Below are 23,108 nucleotides of genomic sequence, written 5' to 3' on the forward strand. Positions count from 1 at the left end.
ACAGTCTACGTGTGCGTAGTGTCTGTTTGGTGTTTCATACTCAACGTGTGATGTTGAAATTGTAATTCCTCTTTCTTTTTCTTCTGGTGCTTTATCAATGTTATCAAATGCTACCGCTGATCCTGTTCCGTATCTAGTATTTAATGTTGTTGTAATCGCTGCTGTCAAAGTTGTTTTACCATGGTCTACGTGACCTATCGTTCCTATATTTACGTGAGGTTTGCTTCTTTCAAATTTAGTTTTTGCCATTTTTTTCTCCTCCTCATGTGATTTATTTCAATTATTATTTAAAAGTTTAAAGTAAACTCATCCGGGTGTATCTATGTATCTAGAATGAGATTGGAGCCCACGAGCGGATTTGAACCGCCGATCTCCGCCTTACCAAGGCGACGCTCTAACCTGCTGAGCCACATGGGCACTCACCAATATTTATTTTACTATTTTATTTAAAGGAAGTCAATAGTTTTTACTTTGTATTCATTTCTATTTTTTCATATTTTTAACTTCCTCTTATTTCAAGATATCTTTCTAATTTTCTCTTTACTCGTTGCAATGCATTATCAATGGATTTTACATGTCTATCTAATTCTACCGCCATTTCTTGGTAAGATCTCCCCTGTAGATAGTACATAAGAACAGTCCATTCTAGGTCACTTAATATTTCTCCTATTTTAGATTCAATATGAGCTAATTCCTCTCTAGATATAATCAATTCTTCTGGGTCAGAAATTTTTGCTCCAGATATAATGTCTAAAAGAGTTCTATCTGATTCTTCATCATATATAGGCTTATTTAAAGATATATAAGAATTTAGAGGAATATGTTTTTGTCTTGTAGCTGTTTTAATAGCTGTAATAATTTGCCTTGTAATACATAGTTCTGCAAAAGCCCTGAAGGAAGAAAGCTTGTCTGGCTTAAAATCACGAATTGCTTTAAATAGTCCTATCATTCCCTCTTGTATAATATCTTCTCGATCTGCTCCAATCAAAAAATAAGATCTAGCTTTTGCTCGAACAAAATTTTTATACTTTTTAATTAAATATTCTTGAGCTCCTATACTCCCACGTCTCGCATCTTCAACTACTTCCTCATCTATGAGCATTTCCGTTTTCTCTCCCAGCTGGTTATACACCTCACTTATTCCCACCAACATCTCCTCCAGAACTTTTTTCTTTTATTCTATCATTTTCTCGTATGCAAAATACAAAATTTTCAGTGTAAATTGTACATTCATTATAACTTAACACATAGACAATCGTCAAGCAAATCATTGATTTCTACGCCATCTTTCTAGTTTTTCTACAATTTTCTCATCAATTCGATCTTGAAGGATAGATCTGATCTGTTTTGGTTCTGAAGTTTTTTTATAAATTTTTTGAATCACTCTATTCAATTCAATACTTAATTCCCTGGCAGAAATTCTGATCGCACCACTTCCTAAAACTACTTGTTGTTCTGCCCAATCTGAAGTTGCAACAACAACTTTATTTTTTCTATGTTTCATAAGTTCTTCTACTTTTTTTTCAATATAAGAATCAGCCGTTTGATTTTCTTTTGTAAAAACTACTTCTATACCTTTTACAAAAATATTTTTCCCATAATTCCCCTTTACATAGTGAGCATCAAATACAATCATCACAGAATACCCTGTATAATGCTTATAGTCTACTAGTTTATGAATCAATACATCTCTAGCGTCCTCTAAATTTTTTCTTCCTATTTCTTTTAGATCTGGCCACGCATTAATTACATTATAGCCGTCTATCAATAAAAAATTGTTCAAATCTTACTCACCTTATTCTTTCCCCTCTCTTTGTCTAGTCACTTCATACATAAGTATAGAAGCTGCAATAGATGCATTCAAAGAGCTAACTTCTCCTTTCATAGGTATATTTACTAAAAAATCACACTTTTCTTTTATAAGTCTTGAAATTCCTTTTCCTTCACTTCCAATGACTAAAGCAATTTTTCCTGTTAAATTTTCTTCATGATACTTTTTCTTTCCATCCATATCTGCTCCTGCTATCCATACACCCCTATCCTTTAGTGCATCTATAGTTTGAGCAATGTTAGACACCTTACATACAGGAACATATTCAATAGCTCCAGCTGAAGTCTTTGCTACAACTCCTGTAAGCCCTACCGCTCTTCTTTTAGGAATAATTACTCCATGAGCACCTGATGCATTTGCAGTTCTTATGATAGAACCTAAATTATGAGGATCTGTAATTTCATCTAAAATAATGATAAACGGGTCTTCTCCTTTTGTTTCCGCTTTTTTAAAAATATCTTCTAAATCAGAATATTTGTGAGCTGCCACAAAGGCAATGACCCCTTGATGGGCATGAGATTCTGAAATTTGATCAAGCTTTTGCTTTTCTACATATGAAATAACTACATTTTTATCCTTTGCCATACCAATAATTTTTTTTACTGATCCTTCTGCTCCCTTTAAAATCATAATCTTATCTATTTCTCTATCTGATTTTAAAGCTTCTATGACTGGATTTCTTCCTTCTATTTTATCTAACATAGTCCACCTCTTTTATAATTTTCTTTTATTTTGCCCAATTTATGATAATGTATGAAATTTCTCCCTTACTTCATCTGATTTTCCACAACTCATGTTTCCTTCAGGACAAGCTTTATACAAACATCCTGGTCCTGCATATTTAAAAAGAGTAGGAGCAACTTTTCTCACAAGCTTTAACATTTGTGTTGATAATTCTCTAATTTCCCACTGTGCTCTTTCGCAACATCTATGGTGAAAAAAGTTAAGAAGTGTTCTTGCATTCATAGTAAATACAATCTTCGTCTCACAGGCGTTTGGAAAAACATATCTGCTATCTTCAATAGCCATTTTTTCCGATACTCTCTTTGCTTCTTTTTCTGTTTTTCCACTTTGTAATAAGCTTTCATAGTGTTGTTTCTGAAGAATTTCTACCAATTTATTATATTTTTTTTGATCCTCTTCCATGGTTTCTATGAACATTTTCTTTGCTTGTGGAATTTTTTCTATACTTGGAGGTATAATATATTCAAATTGATCTAACTTTACATATCTTTGAGATTGTTGTGAATAAGATGCAATTCTATGTCTTACAAGCTGATGAGTTAAAACTCTACTTACTCCTTCTGCTGCAAAAGTAAAATTCACATGTTCAATAGTAGATGTATGTCCCAGTTCCATTAACATATTTAAAAATTTACTTGTTTTTTCATCTGTTAAACCTTCCATAATTTCATCAACACCTACTTTTGAGTAACAAAGTTTTGCAGCTGCTGCTACAACCTTTTCTGGCTCTGGTGTATATTGAATAAGTTCTACTTTCATTTTTCTCCTCCTCATTTAGTCCAATTACTCTTAATACGAAATTCTTTGTAAGGAAATAGATTAAATAAATATCCTCTCACTTTTCCTTGATACTCTCCTGAAATTTCTATATTTCTTTTTTCATCAACAATAGATTTTCCTGTATCTTTTATTTTTTTTATAGAAACAACTCTATATTGAGAAATTCCTATTTTTTGAAATATACTATTATATTCTTCATTTATTTGTACTTCTTTCTCTACAAAATTTTTAAACTTCAAAGCATCTCCAGTCACTTTTATTTCATCAAAGAACAAAGATTTAGAGATTAATATAATCAAAAGCAAAGGAATCATATAAATCATAAATTTTTCTCTTCTCGTCAAAAGATACACCTGCTTTCTACTTATAGTAATTTTTCTATAATCTCTATCCCTCTTTGAATGATTTCTTCTAATCTAGTTATATTTTTATTCAGATACAAATATCCAATCAAAGCTTCAAATCCTGTAGCATATTTATAATCTGTAAGACATGCATTTTTAGGTACCGAACTAGATTTTTGATTTCTCCCTTTTTTGACAATTGTCCATTCTTCTTCACTTAGTTCTTCTTCCAAATCATGTACAATTTTAGCCTGTGATTTTGCTTGTACAAATTTAGTACTCATCTTATGAAGATAATTGACATTTTTTTTATAATGACTCATCGTATATCTTCTGACATAAACTTCATACACTGCATCTCCTATATAAGCTAATACCAAAGGAGGAATCAAGCCCACTTCTTCTTCGCAAATATCTTTATCAAAAAAATTTTTTTCCATCTACAACCCTACCTTTTTTTATTCTCTAATCAATCATACTATAATTTTCAAAATGAGAAAAGAAATTTTCAACTTTTCATTATTTCTCGGGAAATAATTGCTTTTTATTACAAATACAAACTCAAATCCCCATCTTTAAGATGGGGATTTTGTTTATTTATTAAACTTAAAGGAACTTTTCAATGAAACAATGCGATTAAATACTATTCTTTCGTTTGTAGTATATTTAGAATCCACATTAAAATATCCATGTCTGAAAAATTGAAACTTGTCTTGCCCTTTTACATTTTTCATGTTGGGCTCTACAAATCCATTAAGGATTTCTAATGAATTTGGATTTACACACTCTAAAAATGTTTTTTCATCTGTTAGATCTTCATCTAAAATAAGAGGTTCATACAGCCTAAATTCAGCAGGAATAGCATTTTTTGCATCTACCCAATGAATTGTTCCCTTCACTTTTCTTTCTGTAAAACCAGTTCCACTTTTTGTCTTAGCATCATAAGTACAATGAATTTCTATAACATTTCCATCTTCATCCTTAATTACTTCATTGCATGTGATAAAATAAGCATGTTTTAGTCTTACTTCGTTTCCTGGAAATAATCTAAAATACTTTTTAGGAGGATTTTCCATAAAGTCTTCTTGTTCAATATATATTTCTCTTGAAAAAGGAATTTGTCTCATACCCATTTCTAGATTCTCAGGATTGTTCTCTGCATCAAGCATTTCTACTTCATCAGCAGGATAATTTGTAATTACTACTTTAAGAGGTCTTAATATCCCCATCGTTCTTGGTGCTTTTAACTTTAAATCTTCTCTAATAAAATGTTCTAGCATTTGATAATCTACTTTACTATTGCTTTTAGATACTCCTATTTCCTTTGCAAAATTTCTAATAGATTCTGGAGTAAACCCTCTTCTTCTCAGCCCTGAAATAGTAGGCATCCTCGGATCATCCCATCCATCTACATAACCTTCATCTACGAGTTGTTTTAATTTTCTTTTGCTCATTACAGTGTTTGTCATATCTAATCTTGCAAATTCAATTTGTTGCGGAGTACTTTCCATTTCGCATTCTTTTACTACCCAATCATATAAAGGTCTATGATCTTCAAATTCTAATGTACAAATAGAATGGGTAATATCTTCAATAGCATCTTCTAGTGGATGTGCAAAATCATACATAGGATAAAGGCACCATTTATCTTGTGTATTATGATGTGTAGCATGAGCAATTCTGTAAATTACAGGATCTCTCATATTTAAATTAGGAGATGCCATATCAATTTTTGCTCTTAATACTTTTTCGCCATCTTTAAATTCTCCATCCTTCATTTTTTCAAATAAAGTTAAATTTTCCTCTATGGATCTATTTCTATAAGGACTTTCCTTTCCTGGTTGTTTCAGTGTTCCTCTATATGTCCTTATTTCTTCTGCTGATAAATCACATACATAAGCTTTTCCTTTTTTGATCAATAAAATGGCTCTTTTATACATTTCATCAAAATAATCCGATGCAAAATACAAATCATCCCATTCAAATCCCAACCATTTTACATCTTCTTTGATAGACTCTACATATTCTGTATCTTCTTTGACTGGGTTGGTATCATCAAAGCGTAGGTTTGTCTTTCCTTTAAATTCATCTGCCAATCCAAAATTTAAGCAGATTGATTTTGCATGACCGATATGCAAGTATCCGTTAGGTTCTGGTGGAAAACGAGTAATAATTTCTTTATGTTTTCCAGTTTTCAAATCATCCATAATAATATTTTTAATAAAATTTGATGGAGTATGATTTTCCATTGATACACAACCTTTCTGATTCTTTCCTTTATTACATTTTTTCTTTTTTAGGTATAATTATAACTCATTCTCATAAATATTTCAAAAAAATCCTACAACTTATATCATTCAACCATTTAGTTTTGTATATGCCATTTTACTCCTTGAGGAGTATCTTCTAAAATAATTCCTCTTAATTTTAAATCATCTCTGATTTTATCTGCTAATGCATAATCTTTATTTTTTCTAGCTTCTTGTCTATCATGTACTAATTTTTCTATTTCTTCATCTAAACTTTTTTCTTCTTTTTGTAAAAGCCCAAGTACTCCTACAAGCTCCATAAATAAATCATAGCTCTTTTGTATAAATTCCTTTGAATGATCTATATTCATGGTAGAATTTAATTCTTTTACCAATTCAAAGACAGAAGCTATTGCATCTGCAGTATTTAAATCATCATCCATTGAGCTTATAAATTTTTCTTTATACTTTTCATATCCTTTAAATATTTCTTTTTCTTCTTCACTCATATTTCCTTTTGTATGATCTAGAAGATGACTTAAATTATTCTTTGCGTGATACAATCTCTCAAGTCCACTTTTTCCTTGCTCCATTAATTCTCTACTAAAATTAATAGGATTTCTATATTGAGCAGATAATAGAAAGAATCTTACTACTTCCCCATCAAAATCCTTTATGATATCTCTTACTGTAAAGAAATTTCCTTTCGACTTAGACATTTTTTCGTTGTTAATGGTGATATATCCATTATGCATCCAGTATTTTGCAAATGGTTTTCCAGTACAAGCTTCACTTTGAGCGATTTCATTTTCATGATGAGGGAAAATCAAATCTTGTCCCCCCCCATGAATATCTATAGTTTCTCCTAAATATTTAGTAGACATAACAGAACACTCTATATGCCAACCTGGTCTTCCTTTTCCCCATGGACTATCCCAAGCAATTTCTTCTGCCTTTTGATTTTTCCACAAAGCAAAATCCATAGGACTTTTCTTTATATCTTTAACTTCAATTCTTGCTCCTGCTTCTAAATCTTCAATACTTTGTTTTGATAATTTCCCATATTCTTCAAATTTAGAAGTATCAAAATATACATCTCCATCCACTTCATAGGCATATCCTTTTTTCACAAGATCATGTACAAACTTTATAATGTCCTCCATAGTTTCTGTTACTTTTGGATGAATATCCGCTTTTTTGACTCCAATGCTTTGAGCATCCTTAAAATACTCTTTTATATATTTTTCACTTACTTCACCAGGAGTTATTCCCTCTTCCTTTCCTCTATTTATAATTTTATCGTCTACATCTGTAAAATTTTGTACAAACTTTACTTTATATCCTCTATATTCAAGGTATCTTCTTAAAGTGTCAAATACTACAAAAGGTCTTGCATTTCCTATATGAAAATAATTATATACTGTAGGTCCACAAGCATATATTTTTACTTCCTTTTCATCTATAGGAATAAATTCTTCCTTTTTTCTTGTAAGTGTATTATAAATTTTCATCTTTTCTTTCCCCTTCCTGAGTTTTCATAATTTGTTTCTCTAAAACACTAATTCTTTTAAATAAACAATCTAACTCCTGCATAATTGGATCTGGAAGATGAACCTGATCTAAATCAATCTCTGGTTTATGCATACTTCTAATTTTTATATTATCCTTTACCACTATTCTACCAGGAACACCCACTACTGTACAATTGGGAGGTACTTCTTTTAATACTACAGATCCTGAACCTATTTTAGAGTTATCTCCTACTTTAAAAGGTCCTAATACTTTGGCTCCACTACTAATCACTACATTATCCCCAATAGTAGGATGCCTTTTTCCTTTTTCTTTTCCTGTTCCTCCTAAAGTAGCTCCTTGATAAATAGTCACATCATTTCCCACTTCAGCAGTCTCCCCAATCACAACACCCATTCCATGGTCTATAAATAATCGTCTACCAATTGTAGCCCCAGGATGAATCTCTATACCTGTAAAAAATCTACTGATTTGAGAAATCAGTCTTGCTAAAACTACAAAACCTCTTTTGTATAAACTATGAGCAACTCTATGACTGATAATACTATGAATGGACGGGTAACAAAGAAGTACTTCTATTTTACTTCTTGCAGCAGGATCTCTGTCTAAAACTGCTTGTATATCTTCATTAATTTGTTTAATAAATTTTATCATAGCCCATTCTCCTTTCTAAAAAATAAAAAACTTCGTCTCTTTACAGAGACGAAGTTTTTTCGCGGTTCCACTCTGCTTAAGGGTAATCCCTTCAGCTTTTTTGCCTATAACGAGGCAAGTCGTCTGTTCCTACTTATTTTCGGACAGCTGCTCCTAGGTGCACTTGGGTTTAAAAAATACTTAAGCTACTTTCAGCCTATGATAGCTTTTCTCTGTCAGCTTTTTTAAACTTACTCTCCTAATCCATGCATTTTATAATAAATTTTTTATTACATATTCTATGCGAGATAACATATTTTGTTTACCTAAAACTTTAATCATAAGAGGAAGATCTGGTCCATGGACTTCTCCTGTTAAAGCTACACGAATAGGCATAAATAGATTTTTTCCTTTGTATCCAGTTTCCTTTTGTATTTCTTTAAATACAGCTTTTCCAAATACTTCATCAACACTTTCTGCTTTTTCTACCTTTTCTTTAAATACTTCGAGTAAATGAGGAAGATGTTCTAATTTTAATATTTCTTTTGCTTCTTCGTCTCGTGGATGAATTTCTGTTTTAAAGAAGATATCCACTTTTTGTACAATTTCTTTTCCATAAGCAATACGTTCTTTTAAAACAGTTACCATATCTTTAAGCCACTCATATTTTTCTTTTACTTCTTCTTCTTTAATGTATCCTTCTTCTATCAAATAAGGAATACATATCTTTACTAATTCTTCAGAAGAAGCTTCCTTCATATAATGACTATTGATCCAGTTTAATTTATCTACATCAAATACTCCACCACTTTTAGATACTCTCTCTAGTGAAAACTTCTCTATCAATTCTTCCATAGAAAAAATTTCTTGATTGTCTTCAGGACTCCACCCTACTAAGGCTAAGTAATTTACAAGTCCTTGTGCAAGATATCCTTTTTTTCTAAAATCTTCCGCTGCCACATCTCCTTGCCTTTTACTTAATTTTTTTCGATCTTTATTTAGTATATTTGGAAGGTGTACAAATTTAGGAGCTTCCCATCCAAAGACTTCATATAGATATACATGCTTTGGAGTAGAAATAATCCATTCTTCTCCTCTGATTACATGAGTGATTTTCATTAAATGATCATCAATTACTACTGCAAAATGATATGTTGGAAATCCATCCGTCTTCATAAGAACTTGATCGTCTAAATCATTCGTATTTACTACTACATTTCCTCTAATCACATCATAAAAACTTATATTATAATCATAAGGAAGTTTGAGACGAATAACATATTCTTCTCCAGCTTCAATTCTTTTTTTCGCATCTTCTATAGAAATATCTCTACAATGTCCATCATATTTGGGAGTTTGTCCATTATTTTTTTGTTCTTCTCTTACTTCATCTAGTCTTTCCTTTGAACAAAAACAATAATAGGCATGTCCTTTTTCTATTAATTCATCTACATATTTTTTATAAATATCCAGTCTTTCAGATTGAATATAAGGACCATATTCTCCTTTTTGAGTAAGTTTTCCATTTTCTAGTACAACTCCCTCATCATGCTCAACTCCCGCCCATTTTAGAGCATTGATCATATTTTCAATAGCTCCCTCTACATATCTTGTTCTATCTGTATCTTCTACTCTCAGAATATACTTTCCGCCTTGTTGCTTTGCAAATAAATAATTATAAAGAGCAGTTCTTAAGCTTCCTATATGTACAAATCCTGTAGGACTTGGTGCAAACCTAACTCTTACTGTCATTATCTTACCCTCCCATTACACTGTTTATATTCACTTATTATATCTAAAAAAAGTTTTATAATCAAGAAAATACATTGTATACTCTTTTTATTTTTTACATAAATATTCCTAAATCTTTTTGTATTTGAAAAAATAATTCATTATATGTTAACTCTTTTTTATCTTCTTTTCCTCTTATTTTATATTCTACTATATTATCTTTCACTTTTCTTCCTACTATAATTTGAATAGGCATTCCTAAAAGCTGTGCATCTTTAAATTTTACACCTACTTTTTCATTTCGATCATCTAAGAGTACTTCTATATTTTCTTTATTTAATTTTTCATATATTTTGTTTGCAAAATCAATTTGATCTTGATCATTCATATTTAAAATTGAAATCATGACAGGATAAGGAGATAAAGAAATAGGCCACCTAAGTCCATCTTCATCATAATAAATAGATGCTACTGTAGATAAGATAGCTGTAATATCTAATGAAAAACAAATTTTATCTTTCTCTTTTTGAATTCTTCCCATATCCATATATGGATATACACTGATTCTTTTCCCACAATCTATACAACTATCCTCTTTTTCTATATTTCTTATATCTAGTATATAATCTGCGTTAAAATCTCTTTTATAATTGATATTTTTTATATGAAAATCTGTTTCATTGGCTCCTGCTACTGCATTTTTCAGACAAGTTACTTCATGATCCACTACAATGATTGTATTTTTCAGACCTATAGGTCCTGCAAATCCAGCCTTTGCATGCGTTAATTTTTCTACTTCTTCTTCATTTAAAAAAGCAAGTTCTCTGTAAGAAAATCCTAAGGCTCTTTCTAATTTTGCCAAATTTAGCTCTCGATCTCCTCTCACAAAAGCTGCTATAAAGTTTTTTTGATTCTTTAATAAAAGACACTTTATTAGTTTTTTAGAAGTAATTCCAAAAAAATTTATAAGCTGATCAATAGTTTTTACATTTGGAGTATACACTTTTTCCATACAAAGTTCTTCTTCATCCTCTAAGCTTTCTTCTGTACAAGGTGCATATCTTTGAGTAGCCTTATATCCACAGGAACACGTTACTATATTTTCTTTACCTTCTTTAGAAGAAACTCCTATAATAGATGAAATGATTTCTTCTTGATTGTGAATATCTTTAATCTTTTCTCCATTTACTCCACATTTTTTTAACACTTTAACACATAAATCTTCAATAAGTAAAAAATCTTTTTTCATATCTTTTAAATTTTTATAAAATACTTCTCCTTTTATAAGAATACTTCCCCTTTTATTTTCCCTAGAAGGAATCACTTGTTCTACTTGATAAAAAAATACTTTATCTTTTTTCATATCTTTTTTAACTTTTTTAAAAAAACTATCTTTATTTCCTAAAAATAATATTTCTTGGAATCCATCTTCATTCAATATTTTTTTAACCATTCTTTGAATACGATTTAATATTTTATATCCTAGTGGCAAATAAGCATATGCTCCAGATACTTTTTTAATCATTCCTGCTTTTATGAGATTTCTTTCTGATATTTTCTCTACTTCTGAAGAAATTTCTTTACAAGTATGTATATATACATTAGATAATTTCATAAAATCCCCTTCTTTTTATAAAATTTAAACATTTAATTTTAAACCATTGAAGATCCTCGAATCAATTGTCCTAAACCCTTATGATTTAGATCATCAAGTTTAAAATAATCTGCCAAAAGAATATCACTTAATTTTTTAGCTAAGCCTAGTCTTAAAAATCCAGTTTCTGTATCTACTACTATAAATTTAATTTTTTCATTTTGTAATTCTTTTGCTATCCTAAAAACTTCTTGTAAAGGATCTTTGCCTTTGATTGTGACGTTTCCACGCCCATCTGATAAAATAACGATCATTGGCATGATTTCATTATCCCTTACTTTCAAGTGATTTATATACTCTACACTCTTTTTTAGTCCTAAAGCTAAAGGTGTTTTCCCTCCTACCTTTATATCCTTTAAATACTTATAAGCAAGCTCTACACTTCTAGTAGGTGGTAGTATTACAGATGTTTCATGTCCTCTAAAAGTCATCATACCTACCCTATCTCTTTTTTGATAAGCATCCTTTAGTAAAGATAATACAGCTCCTTTAGATTCTATCATTCTTTTTTCAATTCCCATAGATCCACTGGCATCTACCACAAATAAAATAGTATTTCCAACTCTTTGTTCTCTGATTTTTTCTCTAATATCCTCTTTTTTAATGATAAAAGCCATCCCATTTTTTTCTCTTAACTTTTGATATGGAGCTGCAGCACGAAGGGTAGCATCTAGTGCAATATCATAGATCTTTCCATTTGGAACTTTGTATCCAATATATCTACCTATATGAGAAGATATTTTTGTTTTACTTCTCCGCCCACTTCCATATTTTCTTGTTTTTCTATCTTGAATATTTCTCATAATCCTACTAGCATCAAATACATCTCCAATGACAAATTCTTTTTCTATCGATGTAAGATTAGATTTATATTGATCGATACCACTAGATAAATCTTTGTTGCAATCTACGGATCTATTTTTATCATTTTTTAAGTGATGATTGTGATCTTCTGATTGAGATTTTGAATTTCGGTTATTGAGATCATCTACATCCTGTTTTGGCTTTTTAGGAGGCATTCTAAGTCTATGAGCTAAAGAAATATCAATGGTAGCTTCTATATCTTCAAAACTTACTTGGTCTTTATTGCGATAGATAGCATTTGCCATTGATGCCATTGATAATACTAAATCACCTCTATGTCCTGCTGTATTTCCTTCTATATTAATCTTTGCAATCTTTTTTAAGATTTCATTAGACATATAAATATCTTTAAGTTTCTTTTTAGCTCTTAAAATATGGTCTTTTAAATTTTTCTCTTCTGTTAAAAATTTATTGTAAAAAATAACAGGATTCTTCTCATACTCTAATCTTCTTTTTATAATTTTTATCCTATTTTCTTTTTCTTTTTCTCCTTTAACCTCTACATACAAACCAAATCTATCTAATAATTGAGGTTTTAGAGTTCCTTCTTCTGGATTCATAGTTCCTATTAAAATAAATTCACAAGGATGCGTATAAGAAATTCCTTCTCTTTCTACTCTATTTACTTTAGATGATGCCACATCTAAAATAGTATTGATTAATGTTTCTGACAATAAATTAACTTCATCTACATACAAAATATTTTCATGAGCTTTGTATAATATTCCCGGCTCAAAATTTTTACTTCCTTTTATCATGGCATCTTTCATATTGATACTCCCAATCAATCGATCTTCTGTAGTTCCCAAAGGTAAAGTAATTATTTTTTTGTTCTTCATTAATTGTCCTAGTGCTCTTACAATCGTTGATTTTGCAGTACCTTTTTCTCCTGCTAGTAAGACTCCTCCAATTTGTGGATGGATCATATTTAGGATCAAAGCTTTCTTTACTTTTTCCATTCCTACAATAGCTGTAAATGGATATATCCTTTTGTTCATCGATTTTCTCCCTCTATCCATTTTTTCAACGAATCCTTACTTAGTACTCCTTCTTCAAAAGGTAGAGTTCTCATTCTATGTGGCAAAACAAACTCTGCTGCTTCTAATATATCTTCTCTAATTACTTCTTCTTTGTTGTTAAGAGCAGCTATAGTTTTTGCAGTTTTAATCATAGTAATATCAGCACGATGACCATCTACCCCCAATTCAATTGTAATTTCAGCTGTCAAAGATAATAATTCATCTTTTATTCTCACTTTATTCAATAGTTCTTTTGCTTTTTCAATTTTTTGAGATAATTGAATTTGTTCTTCTTTATATAAATCTATAAATTCATGAGGAGCTTTTTCAAATAATAATCTTCTTTGAATCACTTTTACTCGATCCTCTACATTCCTTTCTCCAAACACGTCTACAACTAGTCCAAATCGATCAAGAAGTTGTGGTCTTAAATCTCCTTCCTCTGGATTCATAGTTCCTATTAAAATAAAATGAGATGGATGTGAATAAGATATTCCTTCTCTTTCTATATGATTCACACCCATTGCAGCAACATCTAATAAAACATCTACAATATGATCATTTAATAAATTTACTTCATCTACATAAAGTAAATTTCCATTAGCTTGTGCTAAAATACCTGCTTCAAACTTTTTTTCTCCAGTTTGAATTGCATATTCAATATCTAATGTTCCAATGGCACGATCCTCGGTACAGCCAATTGGAAGTTCTACTACTTTCATTTTTCTAATTTCTGTATCTATTTTATTACGATTTATTTTTTCTCTACATTCTTCACAAATTTCATTTTTTCTATCTAATTCACAATTAAACTTACAATCCTTTACTACCTCTTTTGTTGGTAATACTTCTACCAATGCTCTTACTGCTGTTGATTTAGCTGTCCCTTTTTCCCCTCGAATCAATACTCCTCCTATTTTGGGGTTAATTACATTGAGTATAAGTGCTTTTTTCATTTTTTCTTGACCTACAATAGCTGTAAATGGATATATATTTTTGTTCATTTTTCTTTTCTCCTTTTTTAATCCTGTCTGATTTTCTTGATTGATCCCATATATTAGAATATAATGTAAATGTTTGAAAGTAAATATATAAACGGAGGTTATTTTGATGAAACTTTGCATTTTAACTGTTTCTACAACTGTCATTACAAATATTTCTTCTATACTGAGTAAAATAGACTCTCAAATAAATAATTTTATTGAAGTAGCACTTTATTATGCCACTTCAAACTTTTCTGATGATGAATTATATACTGTAAAAAAAGATATTCTCTCCTCACATGCTGTCATTGTAGATTTAATGGGTAGTCCAAAGCCAATCGTAGAAGCTGTATATGATGCATTAGAAAATTACAATGGACATGTTATTCCCATAGGTGGATCTGGAAGATCTTTTATACGATTGGGAAGTTTTAAACCTAATGATAAAATGATGAAATCTGATAAAAAACCTGATATGAAAAAAATACAAAAAATGATATCTATGGCTGAAAAATTAGGAAAAGTAATTCCTGGAAAAATAAGAGATATAAGAAATCTTTCGCATATTGTCAAATATTTTAAAAATGCATCACAAGATCAACTTGAGAGCATGCTTTGTTTACTTCTTAAATTTTATGGTGGAAAGCCGTCTATTTATATTCCTCAAGAACCTATTGAACTTATGGATGTTGGCATATGCGATCCTTATGATAGACGATTTTATCAAGACTATCTTTCTTATGTGAATCTTTATGGATACGATTTAGAAAAACCAAATATCGGAATACTTTTTTATGGACATACTTATCCTAACGATTGCTCAACTGCCATTGAAAAAATAGTTAATAAGCTTAGACCCCTAGGTAATATAGTTCCTATAGGTTTTACAAAAACATCTGGACATAATCTTAAAGAAATTAAAAAGCTTCTTCATTCATATGATAAAAAAGTTAACATCATCCTCAGCTTTTTATCCTTTAGAATTGGAGCCGGTCCAATGGGAGGTGACGCTCAGGAGATGGTAAATTTATTTGAAGAATTAAATGTACCTATATTACATCCTTTCTTTCTTTCTAGAACAACTATTGATGATTGGAAAAATTCAAAGGATCGAATCACTAGCTCTGAATTTATACTATCTATTATGCTTCCTGAAATGGATGGTGTTATCGAAACTTATCCTATTGGTGCAATTTATTCAAAAGGATTAAATAAAAATCTCAATATACAATTAAACGAAATCGATTGCATGGACGATCGTGTAGAGAAATTAGTCCGTCGTGTAAAAAATTGGATTGATCTTCAAAGAAAAGATAATTCTAATAAGAAAGTAGCCATCATAGGGTATAATTATCCTCCTGGAGAAGATCATCTATTTCATGCTGCATACTTAGATACCTTTAAGTCTATATCTGAAATTTTAAAAACTTTAAAAGAAGAAGGTTATCAATTAAATAATCTTAGCTCTAAAGAATTAATGGATACTTTTTTAAATAAAGGATTAGTAAATTCTCCTAAGTACTATTACGAAAAGCAAAGCTACATTCATTATCCTACTCAAAAATATATACAAAGTACAAAAGATTTTCCTCTTATGAAGGATATCATAAACTATTGGGGAGATGCCCCTGGAACAATTATGTGTACAGAAAAAGATTTTTTGATTCCTGGAATCATCAATGAAAATATTTTTATAGGACTTCAACCTTCAAAAGGAACTAAAGATGATGAAAGCAACCTATATCATGATAAGAATACCACCCCGCATCATCAATATTTAGCCTTTTATAAATGGTTAAAAGATGATTTTCATGCAGACATTATCCTTCATGTAGGTACTCATGGTACATTGGAACTGTTACCAGGAAAAGAATGTGGTATGAGTCATACTTGTTACTCTGATTATTTAATAGATGATATTCCTCATGCTTATTTATATTATTGTGGAAATCCAGCAGAGGCAATGACTGCAAAGAGAAGATCTCATGCTGTTTTAGTAAGTTATCAACCTCCTATTTTTACAACAGCCAATTTATATGAAGAATATACAAAGCTTGAAGATCTTATTGCACAATATTATGAAGCATTACATATATCCCTTGCTTCCTGTGAGGATCTATTAAAAGAAATATTTAAAATCTCTGATTCTTTACATTTTGAAAAAGATTTAGATTGGATTGAAAAAGAATTATATAAAATGAAATCATCCCTTATCCCAAGAGGGCTACACGTCTTTGGTAAACCCTATTCCAATGAAGAATTAATGGAGTTTTTATCATCTTTACTTAAATATGATAGAGGAGAAATTAAATCCCTAAGAAGAATTGTTGCTGAAAAAAATAACTTAGACTACGATAAAATTATAAATGAAAATAATATTTGCAAACTGAAATTATTAGATGAAGAAGTAAATTATATTTTAAATCATATAAATTTTAACTCTAGCCTTGATAAAAATTTAATTCAAACATATGGCAATAATATCAAAGAAACTTTTGAATACGGATTTAATATATGTAATCAAATCAATCAAAATCACGAAAAAAAAGGTCTCCTAAAAGTTTTAAATGGCGAGTATCTACAAGCTAAAATAGCAGGAGATCCTATGAAAAATCCTAGTGTATTACCATCTGGCTATAATTTATATCAATTTGACAGTAGATTTGTGCCATCTTCTATTGCAATGCTTAGAGGACAAAAAATCGCTCAAAACACTTTAAATGCTTATAAAAATTTACATGGAGAATATCCAAAGGTAACATCTGTGATATTATGGGGATTAGAAGCTTGCCGTACTCAAGGTGAAACCATAGGACAAATTTTATACTATCTTGGTGTTAAAATGAAAGAAAATAATAATGTATGGGAGCCTGAATTTGAAATTATTCCAATAGAAGAATTACATAGACCTAGAATAGATGTTGTAGTTCATATATGTGGATTTTTCAGAGATATGTTTGAAAATATTATTATTATTTTAAATGAAATTTTCAAAGAAATTGATGCTTTAGGAGATGAAAATAACTTCAATTACTTTCATATGAATACAAAAAAATTATATGATAAATTAATAAAAGAAAGATATGAAAAAGATACTGCTATGGAATTAGCACAATCTAGAATATTTGGTCCTAGCCAAGCAGAATATGGAACCAATATTACTTCTTTGATAAAAGAAAAAAACTGGCAAGAAGAATTAGAACTAGGCAAAAGCTTTATAGATAGTATGAAGCATGTTTATAGTAAAAATCATCATGGTGTACATTTTAAAAATCTATATGAGAAAAATTTATCCATGATCGAATTGATATCACAAGTAAGAAATAATCATGAATATGAAATTGTAGATTTAGATCATTATTATGAATTCTTTGGAGGCTTATCTAAATCTGTTGAAATCACAAGAGGACAAAAAAGTGAAGTTTTTATTTCTGATACTACAACAGAATATATAGAAACTGAAAAAGTTGAAAAATCAATAGAAAGGGGTATTAGGACTCGACTTCTCAATCCAAAATGGATTGATGAAATGCTCAAACACAAATATCATGGTGCTTCATCTATTGCTAAAAGGTTTGAAAATATACAAGGGCTTGCAGCTACTACAAATAAAATAGATCAATGGGTATACCATTCACTTTATAACCAATATATAGCGGATGAATCTTTGAAAAATAAACTCAAAGAAAACAATCCCCATGCTTATCTTGAGATGATCAAACAAATGCTTGAATATAATCAAAGAGGCTACTTTCATGCTACAGATCAGCAAATCTACGAACTTCAAAAATCCTTTTTAGAACTAGAAGGTGATATCGAGGATAGATAAAGCTAGAGTTATGCTCTAGCTTCTGTTTAATAGAGAGCCACAGCTCTTTTTTGTATCTTTCCTTTGTGCATCACATATACTTTGTCTGATATGGAAGACTTTCTATAAAATCATGTATAGATGCTTTAATTGTGGTAAATATCTTCCAAAATACATATCTAATCTTTCTATCCCATCAATAGCAACTTGAACTTCTATGCATCTTTTGCATAAATTTTTTTAGGAATCAATATAATTTTTTCTCCAAATTGATTTTTCAATATATTCATCTCTACGTTGTAAATTTCTTTGATTAAATTCTGGTTTAATATTTCTTCTGGTTTTCCTAAAGCCTTAATCTCTCCATTTTTAAGTACAATGACTTCATCACTGTATTTGGCTGCTTGATTTAAATCATGAAGAACCATAATTACGGTAAGCTTTAATTTTTCATTTAATTCTTTCACAAGCTCTAATATCTCTATTTGGTTATTGATATCTAAATAAGTTGTAGGTTCATCTAATAATAAAATCTTTGGCTGTTGTGCAAGAGCCATTGCAATCCATGCCCTTTGGCTTTCTCCTCCTGATATATGTATCATTTTTTTGTTTTGCATAGATTTTAAATTTGTTTTTTCTATAGCCCAATCTATAATTTCTTCATCTTTTTTACTTACCCCCTCAAACCATGCTTTATGAGGATTTCTACCAAAGCTTACGATCTTCCTTATTGTCATATCCTCAGGGGCTATATTATGTTGAGAAAGACATGCCATCTCTTTTGCTATTTCTTTTCCATTCATCTTCCAAAGCAATTGTTTGTCTAAATAAATAGTTCCACTCATAGGCTTTAACAATCTCCCTATCGCCTTTAAGACTGTTGACTTTCCTGAACCATTCGGTCCTATGATTGTAATAATCTCTCCCTTTTTTACATGTAAATTAAAATCTTTTACAATCATTTTTCCATCATATCCTACTTTAAAATCATTAACTTTAAGCACTATATTTTCGCCTCCTTAGAAGAAATAAGAAGAATGGACAACCTATCATAGCCATCATTACCCCTACAGGTAATTCTATAGGTCTTGCAATATATCTAGCTAAAGTATCTGCTAAAAGAAGTATGATTCCTCCTAAAATCGTACTCATAGGAATTAAATATTTATAATCAGATCCTACAATAAGTCTACATACATGGGGAACAATAATTCCTATAAATCCTATAATCCCTACAGCAGAAGTACTAATTCCTGCCAAAAACACTGCAACTAAAGATATGCATATTCTTGCTCTATTTACATTCATACCTAAATTCGTAGCTACATCATCTCCTAGAGCTAAAAGATTTGCTCCTCGAATACAAAATAAAGCTAATATAAGCCCTACAATACAATAAGGTAAAAAGTAGCTTACTTCTCTCCATCCTCTATAGGCAATGCTTCCATTGATCCATAATAAAACTCCTTGAATCTTGTCACTATTCATAATGGCTAATAAAGAAGTTGCTCCTGCAAACATAGCATTGATGGCTACTCCTGATAAAATCACTCGTATAGGTTTAATTCCATTGTCCCATGATAAAATAAATACCAATCCACACGCAAGCATGGCTCCTAAAAAAGACATAAGCGGCAACAATCTATAAAACTGTGGAAAATATAACATCATTAAAATAGCTGCTAAACTTCCTCCCGAGGAAACCCCTGTAATTCCAGGATCAGCCAATGGATTTCTCATAACAGATTGAAGCAAGGCTCCTGATATAGATAAGCTTGCTCCTACAAATACTGCCAATAGAATTCTAGGCAATCTCATATCCATAATAATGCTATCATTTATTTCATCACCTTTTCCTAAAAAAGTATCTATGATTTCTCCAACAGATATATCTATGCTTCCTACTCCAATGGTTCCTACTATTAAGATTCCTAGAAAAATCAAGCTAAAACATATTATCCATATTTTTCTCTTTTCTTTTTTATTTTTCATATTTTCACCATTTTCTTTATTATTTGTATAGATATTCTTTCATTTTTTCTAAAGATTTGGTTGAATCTATATCCCCTGTCACTCCAAAATCATTTGGATCTAAATCATAGATTTTATTTTCTTTTACAGCTTTAAATTTTTTCCATTGAGGATTTTTTTCAAATTCCTCTGCCACTTGTTTTTTTGCTTCGTCTACATAACCATGATACATTCTAAAAATAATATCTGGATTTTCCTTTAATGCTACCTCTAATGAAAAAGGTACATAAGCTCCTTTATATTTTGATTTAATTTGTGATGTAATATTTTCTGCTCCTAATTTATTAATTAAACTTCCTGTAAAACAATTTTCAGTAGCAAGCATAAAGTGCCCTGGTGCCCCAAATAAGATCATAACCTTTAGTTTTTTATTAGGATCTATATCTTTTAATATATCTTTTTCTTTTTTTTCAAATTCTTCAATTAATTTTTTCCCATTTTCTTCTTTATTAAATTCAATAGACAGTTCTTTTATTGTATCTTTTACTGAATCATAAGAATTCAAATCACAATACCTAGTGTTAATTCCATTTTGTTCAAACTTATTTCCTATTAATTCTTGAATGGCACTAGAAGTAATAAATATATCAGATCTTAAGCTTCTAATTTTTTCTAAATCAGGATTGATAGGTAAGCCAATCTCTGGAAGATCTTTTATTTGATCAGATATGCCATATTGAGTACTTGGTCTTCCTACCATTTTTATATCTAGCTTTGCTAACATCTCGGCTACTGCTACACTTCCTGCAACGATTCTTACTATCTTTTTTTGTTCTGTTTTTTTAGAATTTACTTGTGCTCCTTTTGCACTACAAGCAACAAACATCATACTCATCATGAAAATCATAATTATGGATAAAATTTTTTTCACAGATATCCCCCTTTGTCTATGAATAAACTCCGTTTTAAGAAAATATCAATTTTCTTAAAACAGAGTTATAATTCAAAACTAATTATTTTTATTTGTAAAAATTTTTATCTGCTATTTTTTCTTTTTTGTTGTAGTAGAAGGGTTTACTACTGGTTTCTCCTCTAATTTAGTAATATCATCTTGTAGCTGTACTCTAAATTCCACATCTGCATTTCCCATAGGAACAACAGTCATACCTAACTTAATTTTTGAATCCATATTTGAAATTTCAAATCTAATAGTACTTTCTGTTTTGTTTTTTCCTTCATCATTTTTTTCTTTATATGTTTTTGTTACTTTACTAGTATGATCTACCTTTTTTCCATTTACCATTACTTTAATATTTTTCATCCAGTCACTTCTTGTAAGCTTTAATTCTACATATCTTTTTTCTTTATTTTTTTTATCTTTTGTTACTTCTAAAACAGCTTGTGCATCCATATATTGACCTGCTATAGATAATTCATCTTCATTTATCTTAAGTGCATCAACCGTTACTGTATATTTACCTACCTTTAAAGGCTCCTTTTCGATCACTTTTTTTGTTGCATTTACTGTATTCACTTGAGTTTTTTGAGCAAAGACTTGGGTATATGTCAATAATAAAGCTCCCACTACAAAAGTTACCGTGCATATTTTAAAAATTTTATTTTTCATTATTATTCTCTCCTTTATTTTTTTGATCTTTCACTTTGAACGTTTCTTTTTTAGGGCTAATACTAAACTCAAGTCTTTTATTTTTGACAGACTCTACATTCATATGCAATCTAAATTTAGAGTCAATATTTGGAATCTCAAATTCTACTTCCCTATGTTCTGTATCTTTCCACTCATATTTTACACTTGACCAATCCACAAATACTGTTAGATCTTTTATTTCTTCGCTTTTTTCAAAAAATACTGTCATATATGTTTTTTTATCTTCTACTCTAAGTCTTATATTTTCTCCTAAATATGGTTTCGCCATTTCTGAATGATCATTAATTTCTTTTAATATTTCAACCTTTGCTTCATATATACCGTTTTCTTCTAAATTAATCTTTGAAGATTCATTCATATCATATTCAAAATCATCTTTTTCTTTTATAACAATACTTTCCTTTTTAGGTATAACTTGTAATATAAGTTTTTTATTTTGTTTACCTGCTATATCCATTTCTAATTTTATTTTTGAATCTAAACTTGCAATCTCAAATTGAATAGTACTCACTATTCTTCCGTCCTCATCTTTTTTAATTTCTTCAATCTTATGTTCTACATCTTTTCCCTCTACTATTGCTTTAATATTTTTTATCTCTTGACTTCTCTTAAGAAGCATTTTCATATGTTTTTTTGAATCTTTTACTTTGATGTTAGCCTTTTGTCCTATATATTCTTTTACTTGTGACGCTTCTTCGCCCTTTTCATTGACAAGTTTAAGATCTACTCCATATATTCCATCTTTATCTATTTCTATTTTTACATTATCTCGTCCTTTTGATGAATTGTAATGAATATGATCACTTTCTGTTTTTGTAAGTGTACTTTTTTGTGGAATAAGTCTAAAAGCTACTCGTATATTACCTATTGGTATAATAGTCATTTTACACTCTATTTTAGAATCTAAACTTGGAATTTCAAATTTAATCATGCTATCTATTTTATCTTTTCCTTCTTCATTCTTTCCATCATATTCTTTTATCGTTGAAAGATCATAATTAACTTTTTTTCCATCTACAAATACTTCTTTATCTTTCATCCAGTCACTACGTATTAAAACAAATTTTATGTATCTTTTACCATTTTTTACTTCATAAATTGCTTCTTCGCTTAAAAATGTAATTGCCATAGATTCTGAGTTATCATTTTCTTTTAAAGTTTTAATTTTTATTTTGTATAAACCATCTTCACCTTCATTGATATTTCCATTGTTACCTGTGTTGTTGTTATTACCATCTGGCTTTTCTTCTTCTATATCTTCTTTGATGAATTTTAATGTTTCTTTATTTGGTACTACT

At 29.9% G+C, this 23,108-nt stretch carries 20 protein-coding genes, 1 tRNA gene and 1 other annotated feature; of the genes, 1 reads left to right on the plus strand and 20 read right to left on the minus strand.

Annotation, left to right across the window (positions count from 1 at the left end; all coding sequences use genetic code 11):
- The 15 genes from EK368_RS10360 to EK368_RS10430 all read right to left on the minus strand — a co-directional run.
- Window positions 1-249 (minus strand): GTP-binding protein (locus EK368_RS10360; protein ID WP_243109403.1); only part of this gene is annotated, 249 nt, incomplete at its 3' end.
- A gap of 91 nt (window positions 250-340) precedes the next feature.
- Window positions 341-417, minus strand: a tRNA-Thr gene (locus EK368_RS10365).
- 82 nt (window positions 418-499) lie between these two features.
- The gene (gene sigH, locus EK368_RS10370) at window positions 500-1,141 is read right to left on the minus strand and encodes an RNA polymerase sporulation sigma factor SigH (protein WP_423243544.1); all 642 of its coding nucleotides are present in this window, start codon (window positions 1,139-1,141) and stop codon (window positions 500-502) included.
- A gap of 126 nt (window positions 1,142-1,267) precedes the next feature.
- Window positions 1,268-1,783: an NYN domain-containing protein gene (locus EK368_RS10375; RefSeq protein ID WP_129599406.1), complete on the minus strand. Its 516-nt coding sequence runs from the start codon at window positions 1,781-1,783 to the stop codon at window positions 1,268-1,270.
- Between the two features lie 12 nt (window positions 1,784-1,795).
- Window positions 1,796-2,533: a 23S rRNA (guanosine(2251)-2'-O)-methyltransferase RlmB gene (gene rlmB, locus EK368_RS10380; RefSeq protein WP_129599408.1), complete on the minus strand. Its 738-nt coding sequence runs from the start codon at window positions 2,531-2,533 to the stop codon at window positions 1,796-1,798.
- A gap of 39 nt (window positions 2,534-2,572) precedes the next feature.
- Window positions 2,573-3,334, minus strand: a complete 762-nt coding sequence (thyX, locus tag EK368_RS10385) for an FAD-dependent thymidylate synthase (RefSeq protein WP_129599411.1) — start codon at window positions 3,332-3,334, stop codon at window positions 2,573-2,575.
- 11 nt (window positions 3,335-3,345) lie between these two features.
- Window positions 3,346-3,699 (minus strand): hypothetical protein, encoded by a 354-nt coding sequence (locus EK368_RS10390; RefSeq protein ID WP_129599413.1) that lies wholly within the window; start codon window positions 3,697-3,699, stop codon window positions 3,346-3,348.
- A gap of 20 nt (window positions 3,700-3,719) precedes the next feature.
- Window positions 3,720-4,139 carry a Mini-ribonuclease 3 gene (locus EK368_RS10395; protein WP_129599417.1) on the minus strand — a complete coding sequence of 140 codons (420 nt, stop codon included), beginning with the start codon at window positions 4,137-4,139 and terminating at the stop codon, window positions 3,720-3,722.
- Between the two features lie 153 nt (window positions 4,140-4,292).
- Window positions 4,293-5,948, minus strand: coding sequence for a glutamine--tRNA ligase/YqeY domain fusion protein (locus EK368_RS10400; RefSeq protein ID WP_129599419.1), 1,656 nt, complete (start codon window positions 5,946-5,948; stop codon window positions 4,293-4,295).
- A 116-nt stretch (window positions 5,949-6,064) separates the two neighbouring features.
- Window positions 6,065-7,459 (minus strand): cysteine--tRNA ligase, encoded by a 1,395-nt coding sequence (cysS, locus tag EK368_RS10405; RefSeq protein WP_129599422.1) that lies wholly within the window; start codon window positions 7,457-7,459, stop codon window positions 6,065-6,067.
- Window positions 7,446-8,132, minus strand: coding sequence for a serine O-acetyltransferase (gene cysE, locus EK368_RS10410; protein ID WP_129599425.1), 687 nt, complete (start codon window positions 8,130-8,132; stop codon window positions 7,446-7,448). Before cysE ends, cysS begins: the two co-directional genes overlap by 14 nt.
- Window positions 8,133-8,173: 41 nt before the next feature.
- Window positions 8,174-8,387: a binding site (T-box leader), on the minus strand.
- Window positions 8,385-9,863, minus strand: a complete 1,479-nt coding sequence (gene gltX / locus EK368_RS10415) for a glutamate--tRNA ligase (RefSeq protein WP_129599428.1) — start codon at window positions 9,861-9,863, stop codon at window positions 8,385-8,387. Its footprint overlaps the feature before it by 3 nt.
- A 94-nt stretch (window positions 9,864-9,957) precedes the next feature.
- Window positions 9,958-11,457: a YbaK/EbsC family protein gene (locus EK368_RS10420; RefSeq protein ID WP_129599431.1), complete on the minus strand. Its 1,500-nt coding sequence runs from the start codon at window positions 11,455-11,457 to the stop codon at window positions 9,958-9,960.
- A 38-nt stretch (window positions 11,458-11,495) separates the two neighbouring features.
- Entirely contained in the window at window positions 11,496-13,358 is a 1,863-nt protein-coding gene (locus tag EK368_RS10425; protein WP_202976466.1) for a magnesium chelatase subunit D family protein, read from the minus strand.
- Window positions 13,355-14,383, minus strand: a complete 1,029-nt coding sequence (locus EK368_RS10430; RefSeq protein ID WP_129599437.1) for a magnesium chelatase ATPase subunit I — start codon at window positions 14,381-14,383, stop codon at window positions 13,355-13,357. The genes EK368_RS10425 and EK368_RS10430 overlap by 4 nt, the downstream gene beginning before the upstream one ends.
- 106 nt (window positions 14,384-14,489) lie before the next feature.
- On the opposite strand from EK368_RS10430, the gene EK368_RS10435 reads away from it, so the two are divergent.
- A complete protein-coding gene (locus tag EK368_RS10435) occupies window positions 14,490-18,191 on the plus strand; it encodes a cobaltochelatase subunit CobN (RefSeq protein ID WP_129599440.1) in 3,702 nt (1,233 codons plus the stop codon).
- A gap of 194 nt (window positions 18,192-18,385) precedes the next feature.
- Here EK368_RS10435 and EK368_RS10440 read toward each other — a convergent pair whose 3' ends face one another.
- From EK368_RS10440 to EK368_RS10460, 5 genes are all read right to left on the minus strand, one after another.
- Window positions 18,386-19,174, minus strand: a complete 789-nt coding sequence (locus tag EK368_RS10440) for an ABC transporter ATP-binding protein (RefSeq protein WP_129599443.1) — start codon at window positions 19,172-19,174, stop codon at window positions 18,386-18,388.
- Window positions 19,167-20,162, minus strand: a complete 996-nt coding sequence (locus EK368_RS10445; RefSeq protein ID WP_129599446.1) for a FecCD family ABC transporter permease — start codon at window positions 20,160-20,162, stop codon at window positions 19,167-19,169. The genes EK368_RS10440 and EK368_RS10445 overlap by 8 nt, the downstream gene beginning before the upstream one ends.
- Window positions 20,163-20,181: 19 nt before the next feature.
- A complete protein-coding gene (gene isdE / locus EK368_RS10450) occupies window positions 20,182-21,072 on the minus strand; it encodes a heme ABC transporter substrate-binding protein IsdE (protein WP_129599449.1) in 891 nt (296 codons plus the stop codon).
- 111 nt (window positions 21,073-21,183) lie between these two features.
- Window positions 21,184-21,768 (minus strand): NEAT domain-containing protein, encoded by a 585-nt coding sequence (locus EK368_RS10455; protein ID WP_129599452.1) that lies wholly within the window; start codon window positions 21,766-21,768, stop codon window positions 21,184-21,186.
- On the minus strand, window positions 21,758-23,108 hold a 1,351-nt coding region (locus EK368_RS10460), incomplete at its 5' end, for an NEAT domain-containing protein (protein ID WP_202976467.1). The genes EK368_RS10460 and EK368_RS10455, both read right to left, overlap by 11 nt.

The organism is Anaerophilus nitritigenes (genome assembly GCF_004138215.1).
Classification (GTDB): domain Bacteria; phylum Bacillota; class Clostridia; order Peptostreptococcales; family Thermotaleaceae; genus Anaerophilus; species Anaerophilus nitritogenes.